This window comes from Mesorhizobium sp. M0954 (assembly GCF_040319155.1).
Lineage (GTDB): Bacteria > Pseudomonadota > Alphaproteobacteria > Rhizobiales > Rhizobiaceae > Mesorhizobium.
The window spans coordinates 46420-68183 of the sequence record NZ_JAMYNR010000026.1 but is presented as its reverse complement, the minus strand read 5'-3'; the positions used below and the strand labels follow the sequence as shown (position 1 = coordinate 68183).

24 protein-coding genes and 1 pseudogene are annotated in these 21764 nt (G+C 60.3%); 7 read left to right on the top strand and 18 right to left on the bottom strand.

The genetic code is table 11. The annotated features are described in order from the left end of the window. Window positions 1–118: 118 nt before the first annotated feature. The 3 genes from NKH93_RS26845 to NKH93_RS26835 form a co-directional block, all read right to left on the bottom strand. Window positions 119–565, bottom strand: a complete 447-nt coding sequence (locus NKH93_RS26845; RefSeq protein ID WP_352746945.1) for a pyridoxamine 5'-phosphate oxidase family protein — start codon at window positions 563–565, stop codon at window positions 119–121. 517 nt (window positions 566–1082) lie between these two features. After that, window positions 1083–1697: a response regulator FixJ gene (fixJ, locus tag NKH93_RS26840; protein ID WP_352453051.1), complete on the bottom strand. Its 615-nt coding sequence runs from the start codon at window positions 1695–1697 to the stop codon at window positions 1083–1085. Beyond that, window positions 1687–3174, bottom strand: coding sequence for a PAS domain S-box protein (locus tag NKH93_RS26835; RefSeq protein ID WP_352973591.1), 1488 nt, complete (start codon window positions 3172–3174; stop codon window positions 1687–1689). The genes fixJ and NKH93_RS26835 overlap by 11 nt, the downstream gene beginning before the upstream one ends. 393 nt (window positions 3175–3567) lie before the next feature. On the opposite strand from NKH93_RS26835, the gene NKH93_RS26830 reads away from it, so the two are divergent. Beyond that, window positions 3568–3837, top strand: coding sequence for a DUF6455 family protein (locus NKH93_RS26830; RefSeq protein WP_352973579.1), 270 nt, complete (start codon window positions 3568–3570; stop codon window positions 3835–3837). 39 nt (window positions 3838–3876) lie between these two features. On the opposite strand, the pseudogene NKH93_RS26825 reads toward NKH93_RS26830, so the two are convergent. Next, window positions 3877–4019 (bottom strand): annotated as a pseudogene (locus tag NKH93_RS26825) (c-type cytochrome); the annotation flags it as partial. 158 nt (window positions 4020–4177) lie between these two features. On the opposite strand from NKH93_RS26825, the gene NKH93_RS26820 reads away from it, so the two are divergent. Together NKH93_RS26820 and NKH93_RS26815 are read left to right on the top strand one after the other, a co-directional pair. Beyond that, on the top strand, window positions 4178–4630 hold the full coding sequence (locus NKH93_RS26820; protein ID WP_352746904.1) for a group III truncated hemoglobin: 453 nt from the start codon (window positions 4178–4180) through the stop codon (window positions 4628–4630). 234 nt (window positions 4631–4864) lie between these two features. Then, window positions 4865–5080 (top strand): DUF1858 domain-containing protein, encoded by a 216-nt coding sequence (locus NKH93_RS26815; RefSeq protein WP_352453048.1) that lies wholly within the window; start codon window positions 4865–4867, stop codon window positions 5078–5080. A gap of 3 nt (window positions 5081–5083) precedes the next feature. Here NKH93_RS26815 and NKH93_RS26810 read toward each other — a convergent pair whose 3' ends face one another. After that, window positions 5084–5785: a Crp/Fnr family transcriptional regulator gene (locus NKH93_RS26810; RefSeq protein WP_352973578.1), complete on the bottom strand. Its 702-nt coding sequence runs from the start codon at window positions 5783–5785 to the stop codon at window positions 5084–5086. A gap of 151 nt (window positions 5786–5936) precedes the next feature. On the opposite strand from NKH93_RS26810, the gene NKH93_RS26805 reads away from it, so the two are divergent. Together NKH93_RS26805 and NKH93_RS26800 are read left to right on the top strand one after the other, a co-directional pair. Next, complete coding sequence (locus tag NKH93_RS26805) at window positions 5937–6374, top strand: pseudoazurin (protein WP_352453046.1); 438 nt, start codon at window positions 5937–5939, stop codon at window positions 6372–6374. Between the two features lie 93 nt (window positions 6375–6467). Continuing rightward, complete coding sequence (locus NKH93_RS26800) at window positions 6468–7643, top strand: NnrS family protein (RefSeq protein ID WP_352973577.1); 1176 nt, start codon at window positions 6468–6470, stop codon at window positions 7641–7643. Window positions 7644–7700: 57 nt separating this feature from the next. On the opposite strand, the gene NKH93_RS26795 is transcribed toward NKH93_RS26800, so the two are convergent. The 10 genes from NKH93_RS26795 to ccoN all read right to left on the bottom strand — a co-directional run bounded on the left by NKH93_RS26795 (window position 7701) and on the right by ccoN (window position 18025). Next, the gene (locus NKH93_RS26795; protein WP_502896500.1) at window positions 7701–8582 is read right to left on the bottom strand and encodes an SUMF1/EgtB/PvdO family nonheme iron enzyme; all 882 of its coding nucleotides are present in this window, start codon (window positions 8580–8582) and stop codon (window positions 7701–7703) included. Between the two features lie 39 nt (window positions 8583–8621). Then, complete coding sequence (gene nirK, locus NKH93_RS26790) at window positions 8622–9728, bottom strand: copper-containing nitrite reductase (RefSeq protein WP_352973576.1); 1107 nt, start codon at window positions 9726–9728, stop codon at window positions 8622–8624. Between the two features lie 206 nt (window positions 9729–9934). Continuing rightward, window positions 9935–10090, bottom strand: coding sequence for a cbb3-type cytochrome oxidase assembly protein CcoS (ccoS, locus tag NKH93_RS26785; RefSeq protein WP_352455561.1), 156 nt, complete (start codon window positions 10088–10090; stop codon window positions 9935–9937). Further along, window positions 10087–12375: a cation-translocating P-type ATPase gene (locus NKH93_RS26780; protein WP_352973575.1), complete on the bottom strand. Its 2289-nt coding sequence runs from the start codon at window positions 12373–12375 to the stop codon at window positions 10087–10089. Before NKH93_RS26780 ends, ccoS begins: the two co-directional genes overlap by 4 nt. Then, window positions 12372–12869: a FixH family protein gene (locus tag NKH93_RS26775; RefSeq protein WP_352973574.1), complete on the bottom strand. Its 498-nt coding sequence runs from the start codon at window positions 12867–12869 to the stop codon at window positions 12372–12374. The genes NKH93_RS26780 and NKH93_RS26775 overlap by 4 nt, the downstream gene beginning before the upstream one ends. Beyond that, on the bottom strand, window positions 12866–14425 hold the full coding sequence (gene ccoG / locus NKH93_RS26770; protein ID WP_352973573.1) for a cytochrome c oxidase accessory protein CcoG: 1560 nt from the start codon (window positions 14423–14425) through the stop codon (window positions 12866–12868). The genes NKH93_RS26775 and ccoG overlap by 4 nt, the downstream gene beginning before the upstream one ends. 217 nt (window positions 14426–14642) lie before the next feature. Continuing rightward, window positions 14643–15506, bottom strand: a complete 864-nt coding sequence (ccoP, locus tag NKH93_RS26765) for a cytochrome-c oxidase, cbb3-type subunit III (RefSeq protein ID WP_352453039.1) — start codon at window positions 15504–15506, stop codon at window positions 14643–14645. A gap of 2 nt (window positions 15507–15508) precedes the next feature. Beyond that, window positions 15509–15658, bottom strand: a complete 150-nt coding sequence (locus NKH93_RS26760) for a cbb3-type cytochrome c oxidase subunit 3 (protein ID WP_352453038.1) — start codon at window positions 15656–15658, stop codon at window positions 15509–15511. A 12-nt stretch (window positions 15659–15670) separates the two neighbouring features. After that, entirely contained in the window at window positions 15671–16402 is a 732-nt protein-coding gene (ccoO, locus tag NKH93_RS26755) for a cytochrome-c oxidase, cbb3-type subunit II (protein ID WP_352453037.1), read from the bottom strand. Between the two features lie 12 nt (window positions 16403–16414). Next, window positions 16415–18025 carry a cytochrome-c oxidase, cbb3-type subunit I gene (gene ccoN / locus NKH93_RS26750; RefSeq protein ID WP_352973572.1) on the bottom strand — a complete coding sequence of 537 codons (1611 nt, stop codon included), beginning with the start codon at window positions 18023–18025 and terminating at the stop codon, window positions 16415–16417. A 252-nt stretch (window positions 18026–18277) separates the two neighbouring features. Here ccoN and NKH93_RS26745 point away from each other — a divergent pair, with 252 nt between their 5' ends. Next, window positions 18278–18694 carry a hemerythrin domain-containing protein gene (locus tag NKH93_RS26745; protein WP_352973589.1) on the top strand — a complete coding sequence of 139 codons (417 nt, stop codon included), beginning with the start codon at window positions 18278–18280 and terminating at the stop codon, window positions 18692–18694. Here NKH93_RS26745 and NKH93_RS26740 read toward each other — a convergent pair. Continuing rightward, a complete protein-coding gene (locus NKH93_RS26740) occupies window positions 18691–19419 on the bottom strand; it encodes a Crp/Fnr family transcriptional regulator (protein ID WP_352973588.1) in 729 nt (242 codons plus the stop codon). The two genes, NKH93_RS26745 and NKH93_RS26740, sit on opposite strands and share 4 nt — an antisense overlap. A 155-nt stretch (window positions 19420–19574) precedes the next feature. On the opposite strand from NKH93_RS26740, the gene hemN reads away from it, so the two are divergent. After that, on the top strand, window positions 19575–20924 hold the full coding sequence (gene hemN, locus NKH93_RS26735) for an oxygen-independent coproporphyrinogen III oxidase (protein ID WP_352973571.1): 1350 nt from the start codon (window positions 19575–19577) through the stop codon (window positions 20922–20924). A gap of 12 nt (window positions 20925–20936) precedes the next feature. On the opposite strand, the gene NKH93_RS26730 is transcribed toward hemN, so the two are convergent. Both NKH93_RS26730 and NKH93_RS26725 read right to left on the bottom strand, forming a co-directional pair. Next, entirely contained in the window at window positions 20937–21431 is a 495-nt protein-coding gene (locus NKH93_RS26730; RefSeq protein WP_352750287.1) for a potassium channel family protein, read from the bottom strand. Next, the gene (locus tag NKH93_RS26725; protein WP_352973570.1) at window positions 21432–21764 is read right to left on the bottom strand and encodes a DUF779 domain-containing protein; all 333 of its coding nucleotides are present in this window, start codon (window positions 21762–21764) and stop codon (window positions 21432–21434) included.

Here is a 21764-nt window from a genome sequence, read left to right as displayed (position 1 = left end):
GCCAAGTGCCTCGCATGTCCAATGCTTTTGGCCACGACGGGGACCTTAAGGTGAAAACGGCTGGGACAGCTCAGTCTGCTGGCGGCCCTGCTTTGCAAAACCCAGCGGGCGGAACGGTTCACTCGCTTGCTTCCCGGCCCGACACCTGCTCGATGAGGATCCTGAAAAAGACGTGCGGAGTGCTGTCCGAAACGGCAGGCGTCACTGGCTTGAGGGCACCTGGCTCCCACCAGTTGGCGTGCCTGCTCAACACTGACCATGCATAGTCGCGCTGAACCTTGCAGCCGATATGGTCAGGCAGTTCTTCATAGCGGCCGTCGACAACCACGCTTCTCCATCCCCGCCCTTGGCCGCGTTCGTCGACCTGGACGGACACCAGCGGGTTGGCCCGCATCCAGTCGATCTTCTTGCCCAACATGGAAAATGCATAAAGGTGATTGTCCGGGTGGGCATAGTGCAGCGGGACGACATAAGGCTGCCCGTCCTTCGCGCATGCCAAGCGGCCGACTCGATTGGCCGTTAGCAATTTCGTACATTCCAAGGCGGAAAGCGTACGGATCAACATCAACGCGATCTCCTGTGTTTCGTGACTGCAAGGGTGTCGCCGTGCTTCATCGACTCTGCTATCCGGCATCGCGGATCTCGTTTGAATCTCGATCATAGCGCCTGCTGCCAGGGAGGTGATTGATCACGATCAAGGAGTCGGTCATCCCACGGCGACCCAACGACCATGTCTGGCCGGTCTCGTCATTCGCATGGCGGCCACGCCACGCTGTCAGTGTCGATGCGGGAGTGGGCGATTTCTGAAAAATGATCCAGATCAAGGCGGGGCCCTGCCGCTTCCACGCATCATAGGGGATGATGTGGAAGCCAATCTCAAGCGCTCCGTTCGGTCGTGAGCTCGAACTGGCCGTCCTCGACGAGGACGGCGAACATACCCTTGTTTTCCCTTGCATAAAGGAGCGGGAAGGCTGGAAGAACGCCGCCACCCGCTCACGCGTTGACATCCACCCGACCCACTGGCGCGACTGGATGCCGGATAGGATCCCGGCAAACAACCACAAGTCTCATGGTGACTCGCCTTAACGTTTGGATTCCACGACCAATGCCATGCGCACGAGATGCGACAGGCTGCTCGCGGCCATTTTGCTCATGACATTGGCGCGATGGATCTCGACCGTGCGCGGGCTGATGCCAAGATCGTAAGCAATCGTCTTGTTTGGCAGGCCGGACACAAGACCGTCCAGCACCTGTCGTTCTCGCTCGGACAGGGCCGCCAGACGACCGCGGATTTCCACGCTTTGTGGGTGTGTAGCATCCGCCTGGTTGCGATTGTCCAAAGCGGAGCGGATCGCCTCGATCAGCACCTCGTCGTCAAACGGCTTTTCGATGAAATCGGCGGCACCTTCCTTCATCGCCTGAACAGCGAGCGCCACGTCGGCATGGCCTGTCATGACAATGACCGGAATAGTATGCCCGCGGGTCCGGAGCTGCCGCAGGAACTCGATGCCGTCAATGCCGGGCATGCGCACATCGGTCACGATGCAGCCGTCAAGACTGCTCGTGGCCGTAGCCAGAAAAGCTGTCGCCGATTCGTACAGGCGCACAGCGAAGTCAGCCGTCGCCAACAGAAAACCAAGCGATTTGCGAACGTCGACGTCGTCATCGACCACATGCACAAGATGGCTATCGGCCACTGGCGACCTCTTCCTTTTCCACGATGCGCAAGGTGAACCGGAAGGCGGTTCCTCCGGACGGCATTGCCTCGGCCCAGATGTGACCGCCGTGCGACTCAACGATCGTACGGCAAATAGAGAGGCCGACGCCCATGCCCTGCTTTTTAGTGCTGACAAATGGCTGGAAAAGCTGGGCGGAGACTTCCGGCGCGAGACCAGTGCCTGTGTCGATCACGCTTACCTCAGCCATGCCGTCATCACGGGCCACGGTTATGATTTGCAACTCACGGCGTGGTACGCCTTGCATGGCTTTTATCGCATTGCGCATCAGGTTCAGCAGGACCTGCTGAATCTGGATGCGGTCCGTCAAGACCAGTTCGGCGGCCGGATCGAGCTTATAGCTGACACGCACGTCTATTTCTCTTGAGCCGACCAGTGCCAGTGACGAGGCTTCCTCGATAATCGCCGGCAGGCGTTCGACTTGACGCTCACTCTCGCCTCTTGCGACGAAATCCCGCAGGTGGCGAATGACGTCTCCGGCCCTCAATGCCTGTTCCGCTGCCTTTTCGACGGCTTCCCTCAGCATCGGCGCATTCTCTTCCGTGCTTTTTTCGAGAAGTCGGCGACTGCCTTTCAGGTAGTTCGTGATTGCCGTGAGGGGCTGGTTGATTTCGTGGGCAAGTGTCGAAGCCATTTCGCCTAGCGCGGTAAACCGCGCCATATGGAGAAGCTCCTGCTGCTGCTCCTGTATCCTTGCCTCTGCTCTGTGGCGCTCCGTCAAGTCGCGGCAGAAGCCGGTAAAGAAGCGGCCGGTTCCAGGATGCATTTCACCGACAGAAAGTTCCATCGGAAAAGTTGAGCCATCCTTGCGCATTCCAGTGACGGTGCGGCCGAGCCCGATGATCCGGCGCTCACCGGTTGATAGATACCGGTGCAGATAAGCATCATGCTCTTCGCGGTAGGGTGACGGCATCAGCAGATTGACGTTCTGACCGATGACTTCGCTCGACTGGTAACCGAACAGCGTTTCGGCAGCCGTGCTGAAGGATTGAATACTGCCCTGTTCGTCGATGACGACCATTGCGTCGGGCACCGTCGCCAGGATCGAGCGCAAATGATCTTCACGCAAACGAAGTGCCGCGTTCGCAAAGGAGAGCTCGCTGACGTCGGTGCCTTGGACAAAAATGGCCGTGATGCGACCATCGTCGGCTTTGATGGGCTGATAGACGAAATCGAGGATGCGCTCTTCGACCGGCTCGTCATCCTTGTTGCGAAGAGCGACCTTTACGCCCTGACCTCTGTAGGGCTCGCCCGTTTCGTACACCTGGTCCAGCAGTTCGTAGAAACCCTGGCCTGGGAGCTCGGGAAGGGCTTCGCGTACCGACTTTCCTATCACTTGCCTCTGGCCAATCAGGCGTTGATAGGCGGCGTTGGTCAGCTCGAAGACGTGGCCCGGCTCACGCATCAACGTGATGAAACCAGGGGCCTGCTCAAACATCTGGGAGAGCCGGTCGTGTTCGGCCGTGCCCCGCCCTTCGGCGCGAACACCAGTCGACAAGTTACGTGGTTGTTTGTCGTCCAAATCAAGTCCTATGATCGGGGAACCCGCAACGCAGTCTTGTTACCATCCATTGCTCGTTCTGCACACGGAAAACCCATGAAGCCAAATAGTCGCGGTCGAGCCTGCTGGACCTTTCGGAGCTCACCCCATCGGCCTGCCGGCTGCACCCTTATGTGGTATAACCGCCGGTCACATAGGAACTTCAAAGTTGTCACCTTGCGGCATTCACGCCAGCCCCAGTCGCCACGAGAGGGAGTGGCCTGTTGACCGAGATCAATGCAGCTGTCGCCGACATGGCGATGATCTGCCGGGAAACGGGAGTAAAACGACATGAGTTTTCTCGAGTACCTGATTTCAGTTGACGCCAGGACCGCCTTGATGGGCCGCATGATGCAGGAGCTCGGCGTCGACAAACAATTGAAGGTCGTTCCGGACCATGTTGGCGTAACCAATCGGGCGGTGGACCGGTGTCGCTCCTGCGGGCACCAGGATGAATGCTCGACTTGGCTTGATGAACACCAGCAAGCTGATGATCCGCCAGACTATTGCCGCAACCGCGACCTGATCGCACGGCTGCAGCACGCAGCCGGCCACCGATAGAGCGTTACGCAGGCATACCGCAGTTCGCGTCACCAAGGCCGCCGCGAATGCCTGCAACTCCACTTTCATGTAAACAGCCGACTGGCCCCACGGGCTGCCCGCTTGTTATCAAGGCTGCCATGACAGGAACCTGCAGCGATGCCCCGCAGAGGCGCGCCGCTAATGACACTGCGAGGCGCCGGCTTTCAGATGCGATCCGATCTATGCCGACAAAGGCCTCCTTTGAAGCCAAATGCATCGATCCCATCGTAGACGCGACTTCACTCGGCGCGTCGCGGGCCTGTTTGAGGGCGGGTATCACCTTGAGGTCTTTGGGCCCTCGAAAAGCAAGGACGTGCACATGACTGCGAAGGCTCGGAGCAAGAGAACGATCGTTGGTACTCCGTTGCCATACGTGCTTGACGAGGCCATGATCCGTCTTGTGGTTCACGGCTTCTATGACAAGATTCGCCGCGACGACCTTCTCGGCCCCATCTTTCATGACGCTATCCAGCCTGAGGTGTGGCCGCGTCATCTGGCTAAGATGTGCGACTTCTGGTCCGCTACGCTGCTCCGGTCGTCCCGTTATGAAGGCCGTCCATTACCGCCACACCTGGCGATCTCCGGCCTTGGAGTGGCGCATTTCCGGCGTTGGCTAAAGCTGTTTCGCGCAACCGTGCACGGCATTTGCCCACCCGAGGTTGCGGCGCTGTTCATGGATCGCGCGCTGCGCATCCCAATTAGCGTGGGTAAACCCACAATCAGCCGCAACGCCGCGCGATGCGCGTCTGCCTGTCCGTGGAGACAAGCATGACTGACTCAAACAAAAACGACACACCGATGGCCAAGCAATTCGTCCGGCGTCGACCTGAACAACACACTGCTCCCTATGCTGATCGGCGGGCTTGTTCTGATCGTCGTCGGTGCAATCGTGGTCATGACGTTCGTCTAGTTTTCCTGGCAGACGCTCATCAAAGTTGCGAAAGCGCAACGAAGGCAGCCCGCGCGCGATTTATGACGAGACCTCGCATATCGCGGAGACTTCATCGTGAAGCAGCGCAGTTCGATCAACTCTGATATGGTCGTTGACGAGATCATGAGAAAATGGCCGGCAACGGTGGCCGTGGTGGTGAACTACAGGATGCTTTGCGTGGGCTGCCCGATCGGCAGTTTCCATACCGTGGCCGAAGCATGCCGCGAGCATCGGATCAACCAGACCTGCTTCATTTTGGACCTGGAATCGGCTGTTCGGCGCGAAAGCTGAAGGTCAGCCCTTGTCCCGGTTCTCGGCGAGAACCACAAGGCGATGAGCATCCTTCACGGTGACTTTCTGGCGCCCGCTGACAATTATTCCGTGGTCTTCCCACTTGCTGAGCAGACGGCTTACGGTGTGCAGCGTCGTTCCTGTCATCTCGGCAATGTCCTGCCTCGAAATCGGGAAGTCGATTTCGATACCGCTGTCGGTCTTTCGGCCGGTCTGGTTCGCCAGTCGCAGCAGCGCATGGGCAACCCGCTGCTCCACCTGTGCCGTGGACATCTCCACCACCCGCGTCTGGGTCTCCTGCAGCCTGGTTCCAACCGTCCTGTAGGTGGTTGCCCCAAACACGGGGAACCGTCGCGCCAGGTCCGGCCAGAGAGCGTTGGGCCAGGCCAGCACCACGCAGTCCACCGCGGCGACCGCACTGGCGGGGTAGGTCGTTCGCCCTAGTACTGCGGCGACGCCAAAAATTTCGCCTTCACTGATGTATCTGGCGATGACCTGCTGCCCGTCAGGCGTGGTGCGGACAACGCGTATGTGCCCGGCGATCAGCACGAAAAACGAATGGGCCTCGGCTTCCTGCTCGAAGATCGCCGTGTCCTTGGCATAACGAGACGACCGCGCATTTTGTACGATCTCGCTCTGCTCGTCGGGCGTAAGCCCCTGGAAGAGGGGCAGTCCAGAAATCACCGATCGATCCAACGCAGCCAAGCGGATCCCTCACAGCCCTACGGTTCCGCATCAGTCGTGCGGGAGACCTTTCTTATCCCGAGTTTGCGCCAGCGCAAATTGTCCCCGGCCGCATCAAGCTAAATGGCATGGAACGGCGCAATGCCGCGAAGACGAAACAAAGGACAAATCGATGAAACTCTCCATCCTCGCTGCCGCAATCTCCCTCCTCGCGCTCGCCGGCGGCGCAAGCGCGGAAGAGCATGTGGTGCAAATGCTCAACAAGGGCGAAAAAGGCGCCATGGTTTTCCAGCCGGCCTTCGTCAAGGCGGCACCCGGCGACACGGTCAAGTTCGTGCCGATCGACAAGGGCCACGATGCGGAGTCGATCAAGGGTATGATCCCGGATGGCGCCGAACCTTTCAAGGGGAAGCCCAACGAGGAGATCACCGTCACACTGACCCAGGAAGGTGTGTACGGCGTCAAATGCGCGCCTCACTACGGCATGGGCATGGTCGCGCTGATCGTTGTCGGCAAGCCGGTCAACCTCGACACAGCCAAGACGGTCAAACATGCGGGGAAGGCAAAGACGGTGTTTGCCGACCTGTTTACCCAGGTCCCGGCCAACTGACCAGCATGCCTGCCTGCCACAAAGGGGGCGGGCGCGGGCCGGACGAACCGAGGGCGGCGGTTCATCCGGCCCTTTTCATTTGAGGATATAGTCATGGGGATTCCACGCCTTCGGGCATACGCCGGGCCCGCGTTTCTTTCCTACGGGTTCAGGCCCTTCTTCTTCCTCGGATCGCTTTATGCCGGACTCTCGATTCTGCTTTGGCTGCCGATTTATGCGGGCGAATTCAATGCCCACAGTGCATTCGTTCCCGTCGACTGGCATGTCCACGAGATGCTGTTTGGTTATCTGCCTGCGATCGTTACCGGGTTCCTGTTGACCGCGATCCCGAATTGGACCGGCCGGCTGCCTGTGCAAGGCCTGCCGCTGCTGGCGCTGGTTGTCTTGTGGCTAGCGGGCCGTATCGCTGTCTTCTTCTCGGCGGAAATCGGTTGGGAAGCAGCCGCTGTGATCGACGGTTCTTTTCTGCTTGCGGTCGCCACGGCGGCGGCACGCGAAATCGTCTCGGGACGGAACTGGCGCAATCTGAAAGTACTGCTGCCGCTTGCCGTCCTGGCTGGCGCCAACGGCACGTTCCACATCGAGGCGCATCTTCAAGGCACATCCAACATCAGCCGCAGGCTCGGCATGGCCGCGGCGATCATGCTCATCTCGTTGATCGGCGGGCGCATCATTCCGAGCTTCACCCGCAACTGGCTCGTCCGCGAAAATCCTGGCAGGCTGCCTGCTCCGTTCGACCGTTTTGACATGGCATCGATAGCCATCTCAGCCATCGCGCTGGGAGCATGGACGTTCGCCCCCGACAACAGCGCCTCAGGAATGCTCATGGCCGTCGCCGCGATCTGCCAGGCGTGGCGTCTGTCGGGCTGGGCTGGCGAGCGCACATTGCGGGATCCGCTCGTGCTCACCCTCCATCTTGCATATGCCTTTGTGCCTATCGGTCTTGCCTTCGTTTCGGCGTCGATCTTCTATCCTGCCATCGTGCCGGCTGCTGCAGGGCTCCACGCGCTCGGAACTGGTGCGGTCGGCGCGATGACGCTTGCCGTGATGACCCGCGCGACGCTCGGGCACACCGGGCGAGAGCTCAAGGCTGGGAAAGGCGCCTCGTTCACCTTCGTGACCGTCCTCCTCGCAGGATCATTGAGAATCCTGGCTGCCTTCGTCCCCTATGACATAGTGATCGACATGGCCGGCACCGCATGGGTGGCGGCATTTGCCGGCTTCATTCTGATCTATGGAACTGCGTTGATGAGGCCAAAGGTGCGGTGAGGCGGCGGGGAGACAGGCGACCGTCGAAACGCGAATGAATAAGCCGCTTCTGATTTGTCAGGCAATACCGAGGTAGCCGACGATACGCTTCGCCCACCCCCGATGGTCCCGGACCAGCCTGAAACCCAGATTGTCGGGAGGCGTGCCAACGGCACAGCCGCCGCTTTTTCCGTCGCTGACGAAATTCGACATGTAGGCTCTGTGAAGCCCTTCAAGGACGTGGACGCCGCAATTGTCGACCGAACTCGCAACGCCGCTTCCATCCGCAGCCAATGTGGTGCGGACATAGCAAGTCGAAGTCCACTCCCAGACATTGCCGGAAAAGTCGGCGAGGCCCAGGGAATTGAAACCAAAAGAGCCACGGCTCTTGGGCAACGGGTCCGGTTTGCGATTGAGGTCCACCTCGGCCTTGTAGCTGGTGAGCCAGCGTCTGGCGGGGTTGTTGGCGTCGTTTTCGACACCCTCAAACTCCCCTGCGAACCGCTCCGCCGCGGCAAACGCCCATTCTTCGTCGGATGGCAGCCGCCATTGGTCCCCGGTCACTTGCGAATACCACCGGGCGTAGGCATTGGCATCGAGATAGCTCACTCCAGTTACGGGAGCGTTGCTTGGGATCGCGCGCGTCTCCTGTGCCGGCTGACAGCCTCCTGCCGAGACGCAGTCTGCATAGTCGGCCGCGCTGATCTGGTAGGCCATGATTTCGAGAGGTCTGTTGAGTTGCCGCTTGAGGCGGGGATTGGCTTGCGGGCGTCCCTCCATCAGGAACTCCCCTGGCGTCAGATAGGTGATCGAACCGGAAAGCAAGGTAACCGTCATAGCGATGGGGTGAGGTTGTCGATCCCCGAAGACCGTCTGTATCGAGAGCCCTGCCGGAACGGCAGCGGCGACCAGGGCGACCGGAAGAACCTTGAGGATCAATGGAGACATCGCTTTGTCCATGCCCGGACAGCATCGCTGTCCGGGCAAATTGGAGTGCCGTCAGTTGGTGGCGAGGGGTGTCGGCGCTTCGACCTGCGTCATCAGGTCGTCATTCCATTCGCCCTCGACCATAAAGTGAGCGGTCGCACCGAGCTCCACGGCCTCGATCAGATTGTGATTGACATAGGCGTAGACGCCGGGCTGCAGGAACGTGTAGAGCGCCGACCCCGCGGAGCCGCCACGGATGAACCAGGTTTCCAGATCCTTGGCCGGCGGATTGGCGAATTTGCCCTGTTCCCAGACATAGTCGCCGTGGCCACCGATCAGATGCGGTCGCGTATCGCGGTTGGCCTGCGAATGGACGATCAACACGGTCTCGCCGACCTTCGCCTTCATCGCATTGGCGCCGGTCAGCGAACCGACCTTGCCATTGAACACCACATGCGTCGGGATCAGCCCGCGCATGACCTTGACGATGTCGTCGTAACCGTCGCCGGCCGACTCGTAGGTCTTGAAGTTGCCCTTCTCGTCGCGCGGAATATAGAAGTCGTTCTCGCCGATGTAGAAGATCTTGTCGTACTTTACCGGTTCGCCCTTGTCGTTCCTGAGCCCATCGCGCGGCAGGATCATGATGGCGCCGCTCATGCCGGAGACGACATGCCATGGGATCATCGCGCCGCCAGGTGCGCAGTGATAGACGAACGTACCCGTTCGGGTTGCCTTGAAGCGCAAGGTCACCAGTTCGCCGGGATTGATCAGCGTCAGGGCGCCGCCGCCCAGCGCGCCGGTTGCGGCGTGGAAATCGATGTTGTGAGCGAGTGAGTTGGTGTCGGGATTGATGAGCGTCAGTTCGACATAGTCGTCCTGATGCACGACCATCAGAGGGCCAGGAATCGAGCCGTTATAGGTCATCGCATTGAGCGTCGTGCCGTCGGCATCGATGACGACGGGCTTTTCCTCGATGGTCATGGTGAACTCGACGATTTTCGGTCCGCCCGTGGCGATCTGATCGTGCGGATGCACAAAGGGCGGTGCCACGAGCTCGATCTTTTCGCGGGCGAGCCCTCGAATGTCCGTCTTTGTCACCGTTGCCGAAAATGCCGGCAGTGCCGCCACGGCGGCAGCGCCAATCGCTGCTCCGAAAAGGGCGTCGCGTCGCGTGATCATGTCAGTCTCCTATCTCTCAACCGTTGCGGATGAGCAGAAGGTATCTGGCCTGACGCAGCGTTTCTTTGCGCTGGCGCAAATTGGTGGCGTTCAGTGTTAGGCAGCAACAACCCCGGAAACAGCAATCGTGCGCAGCATAGTCGCAGGGGGAAGGGTGTGGGAGCGGTTGGCTGCACCGGCGCTGTTTGTCAGCCCTCGGCCCTGGATCAGCGCTCCAGTCTGTCTTCTCGATCGATAAGGATCCGCTCGGCAGCTCCGTCAAGATCTTCGTACTGGCCACTCCTCAACGCCCACAGGAAGCCCCCCAGGCCAAGCGCACCAAGGAACAGGGCGACAGGGATGAGGTAGGCAAGGGTGGTCATGAGCATTGCGCCAGTTTGCTGCTGTCGGACAGCCTGTCGTGCCGGACATCTTTCGCCGGCGAATCTGGCATAGAACCTCGCAGACGCAGCGCATTCCCGATGACAAGCAGGGAAGACGCGGACATCGCGATCGCGGCGATAAGAGGGGTGACGTGCCCCAGGATCGCGATCGGCACGGCGACGGCATTGTAGACGATGGCGATCGTGATGTTCTGGCGAATCAAGCTTCCCGCCTTGCGCGAGACGTCCAGCGCGAGGGGGATTGCCAGAAGGCTTTCGCGCAGGAATACGAAATCCGCCGCATTGCGGCCAATGTCGGCGGCCGTGGCCGGCGCGAACGAAACATGCGCCGCGCTCAGCGCAGGCGTGTCGTTCAAGCCGTCGCCAACCATCAGAACCCGGTGTCCCTCTTTCGCCAGGGTTTCGATGCATTCGACCTTGCCGGACGGCAGCAGGCACGGAACGAAATCGCCGATACCCAGCATTTTCGAGATTTCGCCGCAGGCGCTCGCGCTATCGCCCGACAGCATCTGAACCGACATCCCGGCATCGTTCAATCGCTCGATCGCCGCCATGGCGTCGGCACGCAACGCATCCTCGAAATTGAAGGTCGCGACAACGATCCCGTCTTTCGTCAGGACCGTCCCGCCATAGCCATGTTTGCCTTCGCCGCCGGTGCGGGCCTTCCATCCAGCCCATCCGCGTCTGCCCAGCCGCCAGATACTTCCGACGTCAGTTGCCTCGATCCCGAACCCCGGATGCTCGGTGACGGCATCGAATTTGTGCTGCCCGCCGGCAGCGGCAAGACCGGCTATGGCCTTTGAAAAGGGATGACGCGAATGCGCGGCCATGTCGGCCGCAATCGTCAGCATGGCCGGATCGATCGAGGCCGCATTGACGAGACGGGGCTGGCCGAGCGTGAGCGTGCCGGTCTTGTCGAACACCGCTGCATCAATCGTTGCCAGGCGCTCCATGGCCGAACCATCCTTGACCATGATGCCGTTCTCGAACAGCCGCCGCGCGGCGACCACCTGGACGATCGGCACGGCGAGCCCGAGCGCGCACGGGCATGTGATGATCAAAACGGCAATGGCGATGGTTATCGCCCGATGCCAGTCGCCGGTTGCCGCCATCCAGCCAAGGAATGTCACGAAGGCGGTGAGATGAACAACTGGAGCATAGAGTGCTGAAACGCGATCGGCCATGCGGCGGTAATGTGCGCGACCGCCCTCGGCGGCTTCCATCAGCCGAACCATTTCCGCCAGGAACGAATCCTTCGCGGCAGCTGTCGCCTCGATGGTCAGCGGGCCGGTAAGGTTGAGCACGCCGGCCTGGATGGCGTCATTTGGCGCCACGCTTCTGGGCGTGCTCTCGCCCGAAACCAGCGAGCAGTCGACGTCCGATGTCCCACGCGTGATCTTGCCGTCGACGGGGATCCTTTCGCCGGCCGCGATCAGCAACAGCATGCCCGGTTCGATCTCGCCAACCGGCAGATAGTCGCGTGCGCCATCGTCGCGCAGCACCATGGCGCCACGCGCGGCCAGTTGTGACAGGCCTTTCACCGCGGTGCGGGCGCGTTCGCGCATCATGTGATCCAGCGTGCGGCCGATCAACAGGAAGAACAGCAGAGACACCGACGCGTCGAAATAGGCGTGGTCGCCATGGGTGATCGTCTCATAAAGGCTCATCGCATAGGCCAGCGACACGCCGACCGCGATCGGCACGTCCATGTTCATGCGGCCGTGACGCAAGACATTCCAGGCCGACTTGAAGAAGATGCCGCCGGCGAAGGCGAGTGCGGGGATGGCGATCAGTGCCGAGACCCAGTGGAACAGGTCGCGGGTCGCGCCCTCGGCACCGGACCAGACCGAAACCGACAGCAGCATGATGTTGCCCGCCGCAAATCCGGCAACAGCGACGGCGCGGATAAGCTCCGAGAGCGTTTTGTCCTTTTCACCAATCTCTGGTTCGAACAAATGCGCCTGGTAACCCAGCCGCCCCAGCATGGCGACGAATGGTGGGGCCTCGTCCCCGCGCCACCGGACCGAGACCCGCTTCGTTGACAGGTTGACGCGAGCGGCCTCGACGTGATCGAGTTTTGCCAACGCCGTCTCGATTGTCTGGATGCAGGCTGCGCAATGAACCGTCGGAACTGAAAGATCGGTCTGGCTAAGGCCATCGCCAAGCGACAGGCTCGCCAGCTTGATCTCTTCGCTGGAAGGCCGGACGGATGTAGCGTTGCCCAGATCCAGCGCCATTTCAGCACCTGGTGCACAGCAGCTCATTTCAGCGCTCCATCGGAGATCATGATCCTGCGCACGTCGCGGAAAGGCCTTGCCAGGCCGGCATCGGCGTCGATTTCGACGATCCACACACCGTCCCTTGGCATGTGCTGCACGGCAAACTCCTGGCCCGAGGCGGCGGCGAGCGTGATGGACTCATCTTCTTTCTCGTAAGCGGGATGGCGAAACAGCACCTTCACGCCATGCAAGGGAACCGACTTGCCGGCGGCGTCGGTGAGGCCATAGCGGACTTCGCCCCATGAGATGGTCAGCTTGCCGGTCCAGCCGAGGGCTGCCTGCGCGCGCCCTTCCTCGGCCTTCCTGTTGAATTGCTGGCTCGCCACATAGGTGTTTTCGACGACAAGGCCGGTCCAACTCGTCTTGGCAAGCGTCGCCATGGTCAGATTGACCGCGATGACCACGCCGAAAAAAGCAAGGATGATGGCCAACATGTGCCTGCCGGTGAATTCGCGGGACTTTCGCGTGGTGGCGTTCATCTGGCGATCTCCGGCGCGTTGAATGTGGCGGTGTATTCGTTCGACTCGAAACTCGCTTTGTCCTCGACCCGGAATGTGAAGGTCTGCGCTTCGCCATGGACCTGATCAGCAGGCAGGCGCACGAAAACCTTCAACATCTTCAGCCGGTCGGGTTCGACCTGGATCGCAAAAGAGCGATCGGCGGGGAGGTCGACACCAACGATGCTCATCTCTGCGCCTGGCAAACCCGCAATGCTGACGACGATCGTTCTTGGTTCGGGGATCATGTTCAGCAGCTTGACGGCATAGCCGTTGCGGATCGAGCCGTCGGACAGCGTTACGAATTGTGGATTGCGGTCGTGCAAAACATTGATTTCGAGCCGGTCACGCGTCAGCAGCGAAAAGAGCAGACCCAGGCCGATCAGCGACCACATGGCCATGTAGACATAGGTGCGTGGCCGAAAGATCTTGCGGACATGGAAATGCGCCACCCTGTCCGAAAACAGGCCGTCATCCGTCCTGACCAATGACGGATCGACCGAACAGGCGCCGCCCGCGGTCGCCAGCATCATGTTGGCATTGTAGTCGGAGAGTGTCGCGTAGGAGATCAAGCCGCGCTCCTTGCCGAGCTTGTCCATGACCCCGTCGCAGGCGTCGATGCAGAGCGCGCAGGTGATGCATTCGAGCTGCTGGCCATCGCGAATGTCGATCCCCATCGGGCAGACAGCCACGCAGGCGTTACAGTCGACGCAATCGCCGACTGACTGTCCAGCGGCCTGGACCTTCTTGGTGTGACGCGTGCGCAGTTCGCCGCGCCAGTCATTGTACGTGACGGTGAGCGAACTTTCGTCGAGCATGGCCGCCTGGATGCGCGGCCATGGGCACATATAGGTGCAGACCTGCTCGCGCATCAGCCCGCCGAATGTATAGGTCGTCGCTGTGAGCACAGCGACGGTGATGTAGGCGACAGGCGCTGCCGTGCCGGTGAAGAGTTCGACGAGCAAGGTCGGCGCATCGGCGAAACAGAAGATCCAGGCGCCGCCGGTCGCTGCACCTATGATCAGCCAGATGGCGTGTTTCGATATTCTCAGCGCGAGCTTGCGGGCGGTCCAAGGCCCGGCATCGAGCTTCATGCGTGCGTTGCGGTCGCCCTCGATAGCTCGCTCGACGACCAGGAACAGATCGACCCACACGGTCTGCGGACACGTATAGCCGCACCAGGCACGACCGACAGTCGACGTAACGAGGAAAAGACCGACGCCGGCCATGACCAGAAGGCCGGCCACATAGTAGAATTCCTGCGGCCAGATCTCGATGAAGAAGAAGTAGAAACGCCGGTTGGCGAGATCGAGCAGCACTGCCTGGTCAGGGGCAAACGGGCCACGATCCCACCGCAGCCACGGCGTCAGATAGTAGATGCCGAGCGTGATCGCCATCACCAGCCATTTGAACCGGCGAAAGCTGCCCGAGGCCCGCTTCGGGAAGATCTTCTTGCGCGCGGCATACATCGGCTGTCGCACTTTGGCGGAGTTGACCGCCTCGGCTTCGAGCCGTTCTACCTGCGTATTGTCCAGCACTGGTTTCTCCCGTCGCGCAGCTTTGATTTCGCCGGGCAAATGTCCTGACTGGATGCAGGCAGGTCAGCGAAATACAGCGTCGAGCGGATTTTGCTGCCGACTGGATTGCGCCGCGTTGATGCAGGTCAATCGCCTGGCCCATGGAAAACAAATCGAGGCCCGGCAGAGCCGGACCTCGTCGCTTCGGCGGTGAGGGCCGGAGAATAGGCCCCCGTTCCTATTCTCCACCGCCTAGCGAATGCACGTAGACCGCCAATTCCTTGACCCTGGTTTCGCCCAGGCGCGCGCCCCAGGCCGGCATCACGCCTTGTTTCGGCGCTGTGACCTGGGCGGCAATGGCCGTTTCGCCCGATCCGTAGAGCCAGATGGCATCGGTCAGATCAGGAGCGCCGAGCTCCTTGTTGCCCTTTGCGTTGTCGCCGTGACAAGCAACGCAGTTTTCCGCAAAAACCTTGGCACCGGGCGCCACCAAAGATTCGTCGCTGACGGCTTGGGACAGGCCGGCAATATAGGCGCTGACCTGTTTGATCTGGTCGGCAGTGATAATGTCGCCAAAGGCTGGCATTTCCGAAAGTCGCGTATCCGGATCGGATGCGAAGCGGATACCATGCGTGACCGTCTGCTGGATCTGATCCGCCTTGCCGCCCCACAGCCAGTCATCGTCATTGAGGTTGGGGAAGCCCTTAGAGCCCTGGGCGCCGGAGCCATGACATTGCACGCAATTGACCTTGAACGCGGCGCCGCCAGCGGCGATCGCGAATTCGCGCAAACCATCGTCCGCCGCGATCTCCGAAACACTCTTCGATTCTATCGCCGCGACATATTTGCCCTTCGCCGCTTCAGCCGCCGATAGCTCGTTCTTGACTTCGTTGCGGCTCGAATAGCCGAGCACGCCCGTTGTTGCCGAATGCAGCAAAGGCCATGCCGGATAGGCGATGGTGTATCCGATTGCCCAGATAATGGTGGCGTAGAAGGTTACGACCCACCAGCGCGGAAGCGGGTTGTTCAGCTCCTGAATGCCATCCCATTCGTGGCCGGTGGTCGAAACGCCAGAGATTTCATCGATGTGCTCGTCGCTCATGATCACTCGTCCTTAAGGGGAATCCGGGCAGCTTCGTCGGCCAGCTTGCGGCTGCCGGGGCGCAGGGCGAAGGCAATTGCGCCGACAAAGAAAAGCGCCATGGCGACCAGGCCCCAGCTGTCGGCAAACTCTCGCATCAGATTGTAATCCATAAATAAAACTCCTCAGCGATAGCCGGCGGCTTCGTCGTAGTTCTTGAAGTCGACCAGTGTGCCGAGCATCTGCAGATAGGCGACGAGGGCATCCATCTCGGTGACCCGTTGCGGGTTGCCGTCGAAGTCGCCGATCTTGGCTTTGGGGTAGCGGGCCTCGAGGCCGGATGTGTCGGCGTTGGGATCAGCCTGCGCCATCAAGTCGGCGCTGGCGTGTGCGATCATGTCGTCGCCGTAGGGGACACCGACACGGCTGTTGGCGACCAGATGCGTCGAGAAATCCTTCACCTCGATCGGCGTGTCTTTCAGGAACGCATAGCTCGGCATGATTGATTCAGGCACCACCGAACGCGGATCCGTAAGGTGCTCGACATGCCATTGATTGGAATAGCGGTCGCCAACCCTGGCGAGGTCCGGTCCGGTGCGCTTCGATCCCCATTGGAAAGGATGATCGTACATCGACTCGGCCGCCAGACTGTAGTGACCATAGCGCTCGACCTCGTCGCGGAACGGTCTGATCATCTGGCTATGGCAGAGGTAGCAACCCTCGCGCACATAGATGTTGCGCCCGACAAGTTCGAGCGGCGAGTAAGGGCGCATGCCCTCGACCTTCTCGATCGTGTTGTCGAGATAGAAGAGCGGTGCGATCTCGACGATGCCGCCGACAGTCACCACAAGAAGAGAGCCGATGAGAAGAAGCGTGGCGTTCTTCTCAATGAGCGCGTGTTTGTCCATCAAGCTCATTTTTCTGGCTCCCTATTCGGCAGGCTGAAGGGCGGGAACAGAGCCGGGCATCGGCTCCTCCTCGCGCTGGTATCCGAGAATGGTCATGGCGATGTTCCAGGCCATGATCAGGGCGCCGGAGAGATACATGGCCCCGCCGATGGCGCGCATGACATAGTAGGGGTGCATGGCGGCCACGGTTTCGGCGAAGGAGTAGACCAGGAAGCCCTGCTCGTCGTATTCGCGCCACATCAGGCCCTGCATGATGCCGGACACCCACATCACCGCGGCGTAGACTACGATGCCGAGCGTCGCCAGCCAGAAGTGCCAGGTGACGAGCCGCAGCGAATAGAGACGTTGACGATTCCAGAGCCTCGGCACCATGTAGTAGATCGCGCCGAACGAGATCATGCCGACCCAGCCGAGTGCGCCCGAATGGACGTGCCCGATGGTCCAGTCGGTATAGTGCGATAGCGAATTGACCGCCTTGATCGACATCATCGGACCTTCAAAGGTCGACATGCCGTAGAAGGCGATGGCCATCACCATCATGCGGATGATCGGATCGGTGCGCAGCTTGTCCCAGGCGCCCGACAGCGTCATCAGGCCGTTGATCATGCCGCCCCATGACGGCATCCACAGCATGATCGAGAACACCATGCCGAGTGTCTGCGCCCAGTCGGGCAGGGCGGTGTAGTGCAGGTGATGGGGGCCGGCCCAGATGTATAGAAAGATGATCGCCCAAAAATGGACGATCGACAGGCGGTAGGAATAGACCGGCCGGTTCGCCTGCTTGGGCACGAAGTAATACATCATGCCGAGGAAGCCGGCGGTGAGGAAAAAGCCGACGGCGTTGTGGCCGTACCACCATTGCGTCAGGGCGTCCTGGACGCCGGAAAAGGCGGAGTAGCTCTTGGAACCCAGGAATGATGCCGGTATCGACAGGTTGTTGACCACATGCAGCATCGCGATGGTGACGATAAAGGACAGGTAAAACCAGTTGGCGACGTAAATATGCGGCTCCTTGCGCTTCAGGATCGTGCCGAGGAACAGGATGAGATAGGCGACCCAGACGATGGTCAGCCAGATGTCCACATACCATTCGGGTTCGGCGTATTCGCGGCTCTCGGTGATGCCGAGCAGGTAGCCGGTCGCGGCCATGACGATGAAGAGCTGGTAGCCCCAAAACACGAACCAACCGAGATCGCCGCCGAACAGCCGAGCGCGGCAGGTGCGCTGGACGACATACAGGGACGTGCAGAGCAGCGCATTGCCGCCGAAGGCGAAGACGACGCCGGACGTATGCAATGGCCGTAAACGGCCGAAGTTAAACCAGGGCTGAATGTTGAGATCGGGGTAGGCAAGCTGCAGCGCAATGACGACGCCGACCAGCATACCGACGACACCCCAGAACATGGTGGCGATGGCGCCATAGCGGATTGGCCCATCCATGTAGGCGGACGGGTCGATCGAAGCAGCCACTTCGAAATTCGTGTTGCGGATGAGGATGGCGACAAAGCCGAGCAGCACAAAAAACAGCACCCACATATGCTGCCGGAAGGGCTCGTCCACACCGAACCCGGCTGCCACAAGGGCCGCAAATGTGAACAGGCCCAAGGCGAAGATTTGCGTGCCGAACTTCATGACCTGTCCCCGACCTCGGATTGGGATGCGCGGACACCGATCCGCTTGACACCAATTCAGCAGTCGCGTCGTCGCTGCCTTGATCCATGTCAAAGCCATTTGCTTTTGGATTGGGCAGCTTCGAACTCGCAAACGATCAGGAGGCTTTCATTGGACGGGGAGAACGAGCGGAAATCGTCGCTGTTTGAAGCCCGCCGCGAGATTTCCATGCCGGTCGGACGGTTCGATCGAGAGTTTCTCCCTGGCGCTGTGATGAAACGTGCCCATGGGGAAAAGCTGCGGCTCTGTGACGCCTTGGAAAAGATCGCCGATACGTTGCCGGCCGCAGATCGCCTGAACTGTATTGGCGTGGCCAACGCGATCGTTCCGCTGCTGCGCAACATTCATCAATACGAGGAGACGGTTATTTTTCCGGCCTACGAGGCTGCTTTGACTGGCAGCGATGCCAAACTTGCTTCAACTCGTCGATTGCGCGCAGAACACATCGAGGACGAATGCTTTGCCAGCGAGGTGACTGAAATCCTGCTGGCGATCGGCCATGGCGAGACAGTCGAGAATGCCGAGGCTGTCGGCTTCATGCTGCGCGGCTTATTCGAAAGCTTGCGCCGGCATATCGCCTTCGAACGCGAGCACGTCTTGCCGATGATCGGGGTCGTCGATGCCGGTTAGGCGCCGGAGCGTCGCTGCAGCCGGCTCATGTTCTCCACAGTCATGTGCCGGTTGTTGTCGATCCGGATTACGCTGTCTGTTCTCAGCCTGGTCAGTTGGCGGCTGACCGTCTCGATCGTCAAGCCGAGAAAATCGGCGATGTCGGCGCGCGTCAGCGGCAGGTCAAAGCTTGTCGACTGGGCCGCCGGGTCAAGCGTAGGATCGATATTCCTGGCGATCATCAGGAGAAAGCTCGCCACCTTTTCCGCAGCACTCTTGCGCCCCAGCGTCACCATCCAATCTCGTGCTTCGTCTAGTTCATTGAGCGTCTGCTTGAAGAGACGATGCTCGAGCTGTGGTGATTCCTTCATCATGCGTTCGATGGCGGCTTTTGGAAACGAACACAGGGAAACGGTCGTTGCGGCTTCGGCGTTGATCGCGCTCTCCACCTTGAAGGGCCTGCCTAGAAAATCGGGGGCAAACTGGAGGCCGACAATCTGCTGGCGTCCGTCCGACAGGCTCTTTGTGAGCTTCACCACGCCGGAAAGCACGTTCGAATAACGGTCGACGGTCTCGGTGTCACCAATCAGTTCTGCGCCCGGTTCAACGGTATGCTTCGATGAGGTCTTGGCGAGGCCCACCAGTTGATCGGGATCGAGCGCGCCGCAGACGCCATGGTGGCGCGCTTCGCATGATCGGCAAAGCACTGGAATGCCGGTGCTGTGAATATCCTGACGCACTGTCATCATGATCGTCCGAGGACCCAAACTGCCGGCAAGATAGCATCGGCGGCAGGAAAATTCTTGCGGCAGTTTGTCCACAGCGGACTTTGACCGAAATCAAGGCTGCCGGCCAGTAATGTGGTCAAAGTCGGGCCATGCAAAGTGGAGCGGATAGAGGCGTGCGGCCAGAATTAGTTGCCAGGCTTGGTGAGAACGTGCCGCGCTATACGAGCTACCCGACAGCGCCGCATTTCAATGCAAGCGTCGATGCTGCCGTTTGTCGGGGCTGGCTGCAGGCGCTCGATGAGGGCCACGAGATATCGCTCTATCTGCACATCCCGTACTGCGACAAGCTTTGCTGGTTCTGTGCCTGCCATACCAAGCAGACACGCCACTACGAACCGGTGAGCACGTATCTTCGCTCGCTGCATGCCGAGATCGCCACCGTCGCCAGTCTTGTCGCAGGCAAGGGCCGCGTGCGTGCCGTCCATTTCGGCGGCGGTTCGCCAACGATGCTCAAACCGGAGGATCTGGTGGCGGTGGGAACCGTCCTGCGCAACAGCTTCACCTTTCTTCCCGGCGCCAAGATCAGCGTCGAAATCGAACCCAATGATATGGACGATGCCCGCCTCGACGCACTCGCCGAAATCGGCATGAGCCGTGCGAGCCTCGGCGTCCAGGATTTTGACCCGAAGGTGCAAAAGGCAATTAACCGCGAGCAGAGCTTTTTCCAGACCAAAGCGGTAGTCGACGGCGTTCGTTCGCGCGGCGTGGAATCGGTCAATCTGGACCTGCTCTACGGCTTGCCACACCAGACCAGGGAGAGTGTCTCCTCCACCGTCGCGCAGGCACTAACCCTGGAACCGGATCGGATAGCGCTTTTTGGCTACGCCCATGTGCCGTGGTTTAAGAAACATCAGACGATGATCGACGAGGCATGGCTGCCGGGTCCGGCAGAGCGGTTTGCTCAATCGCGACTTGCGGCGCGGGCGATCGTGGACCAGGGATACGAAGCAATCGGGCTCGACCATTTCGCCAAACCGGGCGATGCCCTCGCGCTTGCCGCCCGCGCCGGAACACTGCACCGGAACTTCCAGGGCTATACCGAGGATCGCTGCGAGACCTTGATCGGCCTTGGCCCGTCATCCATCAGCCAGTTTCGCCAGGGCTATGCACAGAACATGCCTTCGACCGCCGAGTACGGACGCATGGTTGCTGATGGCGGGCTGGCAGCGGTCCGAGGCATTGCGCTTTCCGAAGACGACCGCGTTCGCGGCTGGATCATCGAGCGATTGATGTGTGACTTCGCCTTCTCGGCGATTGAGCTGGTGGAGCGCTTTGGCGAAGCCGGCCAAAGACTTCTCCTCAAGGCGAGTTCCACGGCTCTTCATGGTCCTGCGCGGCTGCTTGAACTTGATGGTGACCGCTTCGTCGTGCCGGCGGAAAGCCGGCCCTTTGTCAGAAGCACCGCAGCGAAGTTCGACAAATATTTCGAAACCGGTACAGCCAGGCATTCCGTAGCGGTCTGAACGATCGCCCGTTCAGAAATGCTCGCCGGCCTTGAACGGGCCGATGCGGGTGCCTGCCGCAATCAGGTAGGCGGTCGACCAGCCGATGAGCAGAAACCCGTTGACGCCTTCGAGCGCCGCCAGGACACGCCACGCGTGAGCGGGCACGATGTCGCCATAGCCGACGGTCGAAAAGGTAATGGTCGAAAAATAGAGCGCGGTTTCGAAGTCAGCGAAGATATCAAGCAACCGGTACAGGCCCGCCCAGAGCCAGACCTCCGTGGTCATGACGGCAAAGAGTCCCATCACCACGCTGATCATTGCGACGATACGGCTGCGGCGTCCGTGCATGCGAAACCGGGCGACCAGGTGTCCCATCGCGTGCGTGATGGCGATCAGACCGAAGGTATGGATCAAGACCGTCAAACTTATGACGACGGTGCCGATGAGCAGATTGAGGATCATCTTCGGAAGGTAGAGATTGCGGCGGCGCCTTCCTTGTTCGAAATCAAAACCGGCAGGTTTCACCTATACGGCACAGATTGTCGACCGCGTCAGGAACCGCTTCTCGCGCCCGTTGTCGAGCGAGAACATGCCGCCGCGACCAGGCACAACGTCGATGATGAGATCGGTATGCTTCCAGGCCTCGAATTGCGACGCTCCGATGTAGAACGGCGCGTCGCCGATATGGCCGAGCAGCACGTCGTGGTCGCCGACGATGAAGCCGGCACGCGGGTAGCACATGGGCGAAGAGCCGTCGCAGCAGCCGCCGGATTGATGAAACAGCACCGGACCGTGCTCGGCAACGATCTCGGCGAACAGTTCAAGGGCTGCCGGTGTCGCCGTGACTTTTGGATGCAT